This window comes from Actibacterium sp., from assembly GCF_041584535.1.
Lineage (GTDB): Bacteria > Pseudomonadota > Alphaproteobacteria > Rhodobacterales > Rhodobacteraceae > Actibacterium_D.
This window is the reverse complement of the sequence record NZ_JBFHDW010000119.1, coordinates 1-7,833: the sequence shown is the minus strand read 5'-3', so window position 1 is coordinate 7,833 and position 7,833 is coordinate 1. Positions and strand designations below refer to the sequence as shown.

The 7,833-nt window shown below is 63.2% G+C and carries 7 protein-coding genes and 1 pseudogene; 5 read left to right on the top strand and 3 right to left on the bottom strand.

The window, feature by feature from the left end:
* The 5 genes from ABYW26_RS07610 to ABYW26_RS07590 form a co-directional block, all read left to right on the top strand.
* Window positions 1-952 (top strand): VC_2705 family sodium/solute symporter (locus tag ABYW26_RS07610; protein WP_372604175.1); only part of this gene is annotated, 952 nt, incomplete at its 5' end.
* A gap of 162 nt (window positions 953-1,114) precedes the next feature.
* A complete protein-coding gene (locus ABYW26_RS07605; protein WP_372604174.1) occupies window positions 1,115-2,947 on the top strand; it encodes a putative nucleotidyltransferase substrate binding domain-containing protein in 1,833 nt (610 codons plus the stop codon).
* A gap of 9 nt (window positions 2,948-2,956) precedes the next feature.
* A complete protein-coding gene (locus ABYW26_RS07600; RefSeq protein WP_372604173.1) occupies window positions 2,957-3,472 on the top strand; it encodes a hypothetical protein in 516 nt (171 codons plus the stop codon).
* An 18-nt stretch (window positions 3,473-3,490) separates the two neighbouring features.
* Window positions 3,491-3,874 (top strand): response regulator transcription factor, encoded by a 384-nt coding sequence (locus ABYW26_RS07595; protein WP_372604172.1) that lies wholly within the window; start codon window positions 3,491-3,493, stop codon window positions 3,872-3,874.
* Complete coding sequence (locus ABYW26_RS07590) at window positions 3,867-5,933, top strand: exonuclease domain-containing protein (protein WP_372604171.1); 2,067 nt, start codon at window positions 3,867-3,869, stop codon at window positions 5,931-5,933. The genes ABYW26_RS07595 and ABYW26_RS07590 overlap by 8 nt, the downstream gene beginning before the upstream one ends.
* Before the next feature lie 60 nt (window positions 5,934-5,993).
* On the opposite strand, the gene urtE is transcribed toward ABYW26_RS07590, so the two are convergent.
* The 3 genes and pseudogenes from urtE to ABYW26_RS07575 form a co-directional block, all read right to left on the bottom strand.
* Window positions 5,994-6,689, bottom strand: coding sequence for an urea ABC transporter ATP-binding subunit UrtE (gene urtE, locus ABYW26_RS07585; RefSeq protein WP_372604170.1), 696 nt, complete (start codon window positions 6,687-6,689; stop codon window positions 5,994-5,996).
* 3 nt (window positions 6,690-6,692) lie between these two features.
* Window positions 6,693-7,433 carry an urea ABC transporter ATP-binding protein UrtD gene (urtD, locus tag ABYW26_RS07580; protein ID WP_372604169.1) on the bottom strand — a complete coding sequence of 247 codons (741 nt, stop codon included), beginning with the start codon at window positions 7,431-7,433 and terminating at the stop codon, window positions 6,693-6,695.
* Window positions 7,430-7,833 (bottom strand): annotated as a pseudogene (locus ABYW26_RS07575) (urea ABC transporter permease subunit UrtC); the annotation flags it as partial. The pseudogene ABYW26_RS07575 and the gene urtD, both read right to left, overlap by 4 nt.

Sequence of the window (7,833 nt, the reverse complement as noted above, 5' to 3'; positions counted from 1 at the left end):
TTGGTCGGCTGGCTGGGCACTGGTGTTCATCGCGCTGCTGTATCTGACTGCTCCGGCTGTTGGTGCGATGGCTCGTCTGAACATCACCGACCTGATGTGGCCGAATGGCACGCAGTCTGAGGCTGTGTCGCTGGCTCAGATCAATTCGGATCCCAAATACAACTGGATGAAGACCTGGGAAAAAACCGGCCTTCTGGGTTGGGAAGACAAGAACGGCGATGGCAAGATTCAGTTCTACAACGATGCCTCGCCCGCAATGAAAGAGCGTGCTGAAGCTTCGGGCTGGACCGGTAACGAACTGACCAAGTTCAACCGCGACATCCTGGTGCTGGCCAACCCCGAAATCGCCAACCTGCCCGGCTGGGTGATCGGTCTGGTGGCTGCGGGTGGTCTTGCTGCTGCGCTGTCGACCGCTGCCGGTCTGCTGCTTGCGATCTCGTCGTCGATCTCGCACGACCTGATCAAGGGTCAGCTGAATCCGGGTATCTCGGAAAAAGGCGAACTGATGTCGGCCCGTGTTGCCATGGCTGTTGCCATCGCAGTCGCGACCTACTTCGGTCTTAACCCTCCGGGCTTCGCGGCTCAGACCGTGGCCTTGGCCTTTGGTCTGGCTGCTGCGTCGATCTTCCCGGCTCTGATGATGGGTATCTTCAGCAAGCGCATTAACAACAGAGGCGCTGTTGCGGGTATGGTCGTCGGTCTGCTGTCGACCCTGATCTACATCTTCCTGCACAAAGGTTGGTTCTTTGTCGCCAGCACCGCCAGCTTCAGCGACGCTGATCCGCTGCTGCTGACCGTCAAATCGACCTCGTTCGGTGCGGTTGGTGCTCTGCTGAACTTCGTTGTTGCAATCGTTGTTTCGAACGCAACCGAAGAACCCCCGGCAGAGATCCAGGAACTGGTCGAAAGCGTTCGTGTGCCGCGTGGCGCCGGTGGCGCTGTCGATCACTAAGGATCGCTGAAAATCAAGGAGAGGGCAGTTTGTCCTCTCCCTCTTTCCGGCGGTGTGATCTAAGATTGCATCGCCGGAATGCTTTTTGTGCCCTAAGGTGGGCCTGCGCGACCCGACCGGGTCCGGCGTGAGCAACAAGATCCACAGCGCAGGAGGCTGTCCGTGGCGGACACACACACCGATTTCCTGAAAGCTCTGACGCAATATGCTCCGTTCGACGCGCTGCCGCGCGAAACGGTCGCGCGTATTGTTCCGAATTTGACCACCGTCGAGGTGGCGCAGGGCGATGCCCTGTTCAACCGCGACCAGAATCTGGACGGCCTGTATATTGTCATGGCCGGACGGTTTGACGTGCGCGGCGATGGTGACGAGGTCGTCACCCAGCGCGGTCCCGGCGACATCATGGGCGAACGCGGCCTGCTGCGCAAAGGCGCGGCGATGCTGACCGCCGTGGCGGCGGTCAAGTCGCGGGCGATCCTGCTGCCGGCGGATGATTTCGCCGATCTGATGGCGGGCGACGCCGGTTTCGCCGCCTGGTTCGAACGCTCGGCCCCGACCACCACCCCCGCTGCGCCCACGGCTGCGACCGGCCTGACCGCGCTGCATGTCCGCGACCTGATGGCGCGCACCCCGATCACCTGTGCCGAAGACGCGACGATCAGCGATGTCGCCCGCATCATGCGCGACAACCGGATTTCGTCGGTGATGGTGGTTCAGGATGATGCCCTGACCGGGATCATCACCAAGAACGACCTGACCAACAAGGTGCTGGCCGAGGGCCTGTCCGCCGATCTGCCGGTCGCGCAGGTCATGACCCGCAACCCGATCACCATCGCGCCGACCGATGTCGGTCTGGATGCGCTGATGATGCTGGCCGACAACAAGATCAGCCACCTGCCGGTGCAGGAACATGGCCGCCTGATCGGGCTGATCGGCTCGACCGATCTGGTGCGCAAACAGGCGGCGACCGCCAGCCATATGATTTCCGAACTGGTCAAATGCGACACGGCTGAACAGATGGCCGCGCTGATGACCAATGTGCCTGAAATGCTGGTTCAGCTTGTCGGTTCAGGCGCGCGGCACGAATCCATCACCCGCCGCATCACCGACCTGACCGACGCCATCACCCGCCGCCTGCTGGCGCTGGGCGAGGCCCGGCTTGGCCCGGCGCCGGTGCGCTATCTCTGGGCGGCTTGCGGCAGTCAGGGCCGGCGCGAACAGACCGGGGTTTCCGATCAGGACAATTGCCTGATCATCGACGACGCCATGACGCCCGAGGACGACGCCTATTTCGCCGCGCTGGCAAAATTCGTCTCGGACGGGCTGAACACCTGTGGGTTTGTCTATTGCCCCGGCGACATGATGGCGACCGCTGACCGCTGGCGGCAACCGCTGAAAGTCTGGCGCGGTTATTTCGACCGCTGGATCGCCCAGCCCGACACCGAGGCGCAAATGCTGGCCTCGGTGATGTTCGACCTGCGCCCGATTGGCGGCGACGCTGCGCTGTTTCACGAGTTGCAGGCCGAGACGCTGCGCATGGCGCGGGGGAACTCGATCTTTGTCGCCCATATGATCGCCAACTCGCTGAAGCATTCGCCGCCGATCAGCCTGTTCCGGGGGTTCTCGCTGATCCGCTCGGGCGAGCACAAGAACATGCTGGACCTCAAGCATACCGGCGTGGTGCCGGTGGTCGATCTGGGTCGGGTCTATACCCTGCAAGGCGGCCTGACCGAGGTGAACACCCGCAGCCGACTGGAAGCCGCCCGCGACGCCGGTGTGGTGTCGGCGTCCGGGGCGCATGACCTGATCGACGCCTATGACCTGATCGCCGAGACCCGGCTGCAACATCAGGCCCGGCAAATTCGCGCCGGGGATAAACCCGACAACTTCATGGCTCCGGATCGGCTGTCCGATCTCGAGCGCAGCCATCTGCGCGACGCGTTCATGGTAATCAAGACAATGCAATCGGCGCTTGGCCACAGCCAGGGCGCCTGAGGAAAATCGATGAGTATGTTTCTAGAACTGATCGCGACTGTCGCTGCCGGGATGGGTGCAGCCGGGGTGATGATGCTGCTGAACCGGCTTGCGGGCGGTCGCCTGCCGCGCTGGATGCTGCCCGCAGCCGCCGGTCTGGCGATGATCGGCTTTACCATGTGGTCGGAAAACACATGGGCCAAGCGCACCGCCGAGGCCTTTCCCGAAGGCGTGGTCGTGGTGCGCGAGGTTGGCTCGAAAATCATGTGGAAGCCCTGGACCTATGCCAAGCCGCAAGTCACGCGCCTGATGGCGGTCGATCTGGCCTCGGTTCAGCGCAACCCGGCCGCGCCGGATGTGCGCCTGTTCAACATGTATCTCTACGGGCGCTGGAGGGCGCCTTCGATGGTGCCTCAATTCGTCAATTGCGCTTTGCCGGCGCTGGCGAATGTCAGCGAGGCAGCATTGGCCGATCCGGTGGCAAACGCGGATTGGATGCCGATTACAACCGACGACAAGTTGTATGAGGTGCTGTGTAACGCCTGAGGAAAGAGGAGGTTCCGAATGGCGAAAAAGGTTCTTTTAGTTGAGGACGAAGACAATATCGCTCTGGCGCTGGGCTATCTGATCGGCAAGCAGGGCTATGAAATGCACCGGGTGGGCGACGGCGATGCCGCGCTGACAGCAGTGGCTGACCACATGCCGGACCTGATCGTTCTGGACGTGATGTTGCCGGGGCGGTCGGGTTATGAGGTCTGTCAGACCATCCGCCGTGATCCGGCGCTGAACGCGGTGCGCATCCTGATGATGACCGCCCGCGGCGGCGAGGTCGAGCGTCGCAAGGGTCTGGCCCTTGGGGCCGACGCCTTTATGACCAAACCGTTTTCCGCCAAGGAACTGGTCGCCAAGATCGACGAGTTGTTGACGACGGAGTCCGGCGATGCGTGAGCGGTTGGGGTTGCGGGCGCGGTTCGCGCTGTTCTTCGTCGCTCTGGCGCTGGGCGGCGCGGGCGCGGTCATCGCGGGCCTGTGGTGGGGCGCCAGCCGCGCCGGGGCGGGGGTGCCGGTTGATAGTTTCATCATCGCCGGCGTGGCCGGTGTGGCGGGCCTGTCGGGGCTGGCGGTCTGGGTCGCCTTCCTGTTCGACGAAAACGTGGCCAAGCCGATCCTTGCGCTGGCCTCGGACCTGAACACCCGCGCACAGGCCGATATCGATATCGATATCGATCAGGAACGGGCGCGCTATCTTGGCGCGCTGGCCCCGGCGGCGAATGCCATTCATCAGGCTTTGGCCGAAACCCGCGCCGCTCAGGACCGCCTGATCGAAGAGGAAACCGCCCGCCTGAACAGCGAGAAAGCCCTGTTCGCGGTGCTGCTGCGCGATCTGGCCGAGGGCGTGGTTGTCGCCACCCCCGACCTGCGGGTGATGCTTTATAACCGCGAGGCGCACGGCCTGCTGGGCAATCTGGGTCTTGGCCGTCCGCTGTCCGGCTTTCTGCGCCCCGAACCCCTGACCCATGCGCTGTCCCGGCTTGAGGCCCGGCTGGCCCGTGGTCAGGACGAGGCTGAAAGTTTCCTGACCGCCAGCATTGATGGCAACAAGATGTTTCTGGCCCGCGTCAGCCCGGTCATCAACAATGGCGAACGCCATGGCTATGTGGTGATTTTCCACGATGCCACCGAAGATCTGGAAGCCCACGCCGAACGCGACCACCTGTTCAACGCGCTGCTGGAACGGGTGCGCCGCCGCACCGCCGCGCTGAACATGGTGCTGGATGTGCTGCATGCCGACCCGGATATGGACGTGACCTCGCAATCGATGTTCCGGCACGCGATGCGCGACGAGGTGGCCGAAATGAGCGCCACCCTCAGCGAAATGAGCGCCCGCCACGAAGAGGCCCTTGCCCGGCACTGGCCGATGTCCTCGGTCGCCTCCAGCGATATTTTCGACGCGATGAAGGCCCGCCACGACCGGGTGTTCAAGGTCGAGGGCGAGGAACAATTCCTGAAATGCGACGGCTTCGCCATTTTGGAACTGACCGATATGATCGCTCGTGGCCTGCTGGCCGACCCGGCGCGCCACAGCTTCACCTTGCGGGCCGAACCGCAGGGCAAGGAAATCTGGCTGATCCTCGGCTGGACCGGCCCCGAGGCCACCGATGGCATGCTGGAACGCTGGATCAAGGAACCGCTGTCCGAGGGCTATGGCCAGTATTCCGGCCGCGACGCGCTGGACGGTCACCGCACCGAGGTCTGGTCCGAAGGTCACGGCGACGACCACCGGATGGTGCTGCCGCTGCTAGCGGCGCAGGCCCGCGCGCTGACGCCGGTCGATGCCCGCCCGGAATTCTACGACTTCAACCTGTCGCAAAATACCATCGACGCCGATCTGGCCGACCAAAAACTCTCGGAACTCAGCTTTGTGGTGTTCGACACCGAAACCACCGGCCTGACCCCGCGACAGGGCGACGAGATCGTGCAGATCGCCGGGGTGCGCATCGTCAATGGCCGCATCCTGAAGGGCGAGGTGTTCGATACGCTGGTCGATCCCAAGCGCAACATCCCGGCGGCCTCGACCGCGGTGCATCACATCAGCAACGAGATGATCGTCGGCGCCCCCCAGATCGCGCAGGCCGGGCGTGATTTCCATGACTTCTGTCAGGGCGCAGTGCTGGTCGCGCATAACGCGCCGTTCGACATGACCTTCCTCAAGCTCAAGGAAACCCAGATCGGCCGCACCTTTGACCAGCCGGTTCTGTGCACGGTGCTGCTGTCGGCGGTGCTGTTCGACCATTCGTCCCAGCACACGCTGGACGCGCTGGCCGAACGGTTCGGTGTGCTGATCCCGCCCGAACTGCGCCACACCGCCATGGGTGACACGCAGGCCACCGCCGAGGTGTTCCTGCACATGCTGCGCCTGCTTGAGGCCGAGGGCGTCACCACGCTGGGCGAGGCGATCACCGCCGCCAACCGCATGGCGCAGATCCGCAAGATGCAAAACTACTAGGGGCGCCAACACGCGGCGCCCCCTTGGTCTTTTTCTTGGTCTAAATACTCAAATCCCGACCTAGACCGAAACCGCTGCCAGCAGTTTGTCTTCGGCCACATCCGCCTTGGCGCCGCTCAGGGTCACCCGGCCCTGATTCAGCACATAGAAACTGTCGGCCAGCCCGTAGGCAAAGCTGAAGAATTGTTCGACCAGCACGATCGCCATGGTGTTCTGATCGCGCAGATATTCGATCACCCGGCCGATCTGTTGAATGATATTGGGCTGGATGCCCTCGGTCGGTTCGTCCAGCAGCAACAGCTTGGGCTTGGTGATCATCGCGCGGGCGATGGCCAGTTGCTGTTGCTGCCCGCCCGACAAGTCGCCGCCGCGCCGGTGCTGCATTTCCTTCAGCACCGGGAACAGCTCGTAAATCTCGTCCGGGATCATGTGCTCGCCACGGGGCAGGCAGGCATAGGCGGTTTCCATGTTCTCGCGCACGGTCAGCAGCGGAAAGATCATCCGCCCCTGCGGCACGTATCCCACGCCCTTATGCGCCAGTTGATGCGCCGCCGGTTTGGCCAGAGATTCGCCATTCAGCACCACCTCGCCGCCCGAGCGGTGATGCGTGCCCGACAGCGCCTTCAGCAGGCTGGTCTTGCCAACGCCATTGGTGCCCATCACACAGGTGATCTTGCCGGTCTCGGCCTGCATGTCGATGCCATACAGGATCTGGCTGCCACCGTAATGCAGGGTCAGGTTCTTGGTTTCCAGCATCTCTCAGCGCCCCAGATATACGTCGATGACGTCTTTATTCGCGGTGACGTGGTCCAGACTGCCCTCGGCCAGAACCGAGCCCTCGTGGAACACCGTCACCTTGCAATTCAGCCGCCGCACGAATTCCATGTCATGCTCGACCACGACCACGGCGCGGGTTTTGGCGGCCTCGACCAACAGCGCGGTGGTGTGTTCGCGCTCGGCCGGGCTCATGCCGGCGGCCGGTTCATCGACCAGCAGCAGGCGCGGTTCCTGCGCCAGCAACATGCCGATTTCCAGCCATTGCTTTTGCCCATGCGCCAGCTCGCCCGCCTTGCGCGGCAGTTCGGCTTTCAGCCCGATCTCGTCGGCCAGGGTCTCGACCCGGCCGACATCCTCGGCGCTGCGGCGATAGCCCAGAACCGACAGCGGCGTGCGGGTCTTTTTCAGCGCCATGATCAGGTTTTCCAGAACCGTCTGATCCTCGAACACGGTCGGGCGCTGGAATTTGCGGCCAATGCCGGCGCGGGCGATCTGGCTTTCGTTCATCTTCAGAAGGTTGATCGATTTCTCACCCCAGACTACGCGGCCCTCGTCGGGGCGGGTCTTGCCGGTGACGATATCCATGAACGTGGTCTTGCCAGCGCCGTTCGGCCCGATGATCGCGCGCATTTCCGACGATCCGATGCCAAAGGACAGGTTGTTGATGGCGCGGAACCCGTCAAAGGTGACCGAGATGCCCGAGACCTCAAGAAGCGTGCTCATTCCACGGCCTCCCTTTCCTGCAGACTGCCGGCATCCGGTCCCAGATCGGCACCGCCGCGGCTGGGGCGTTTATGTCCGGCGATCAGATCGAACAGGCCGCCAATGCCTTGCGGCGCGAACAGCGTCACCGCGACAAAGCTGAGACCCAGCAGCACCAGCCACCAATCGACCCATTTGATCGTGTAAAAGCCCAGCGGGATATCCGGGGCCTGACCGCCGGTGAACCAGGTTGACACCAGCGACACGAAGGCCGCGCCGATCACCGCGCCATAAAGACGCCCACGCCCGCCAATCGCCACCCAGACCGCCAGATAGATACTGGCGATAGGGGCCATTTCGGCTGGGTTGATGATACCCGCTTGCGGGTAATACAGCGCCCCGGCAATCGCGGCGAGGATGG

Excerpts from the sequence above, each read along its gene's own strand:
- ABYW26_RS07600 (WP_372604173.1), top strand. The coding sequence starts at position 2,957 with ATGAGTATGTTTCTAGAACTGATCGCGACTGTCGCTGCCGGGATGGGT.
- ABYW26_RS07595 (WP_372604172.1), top strand. The coding sequence starts at position 3,491 with ATGGCGAAAAAGGTTCTTTTAGTTGAGGACGAAGACAATATCGCTCTG.
- ABYW26_RS07590 (WP_372604171.1), top strand. The coding sequence starts at position 3,867 with ATGCGTGAGCGGTTGGGGTTGCGGGCGCGGTTCGCGCTGTTCTTCGTC.
- urtE (WP_372604170.1), bottom strand. The coding sequence starts at position 6,689 with ATGCTGGAAACCAAGAACCTGACCCTGCATTACGGTGGCAGCCAGATC.
- urtD (WP_372604169.1), bottom strand. The coding sequence starts at position 7,433 with ATGAGCACGCTTCTTGAGGTCTCGGGCATCTCGGTCACCTTTGACGGG.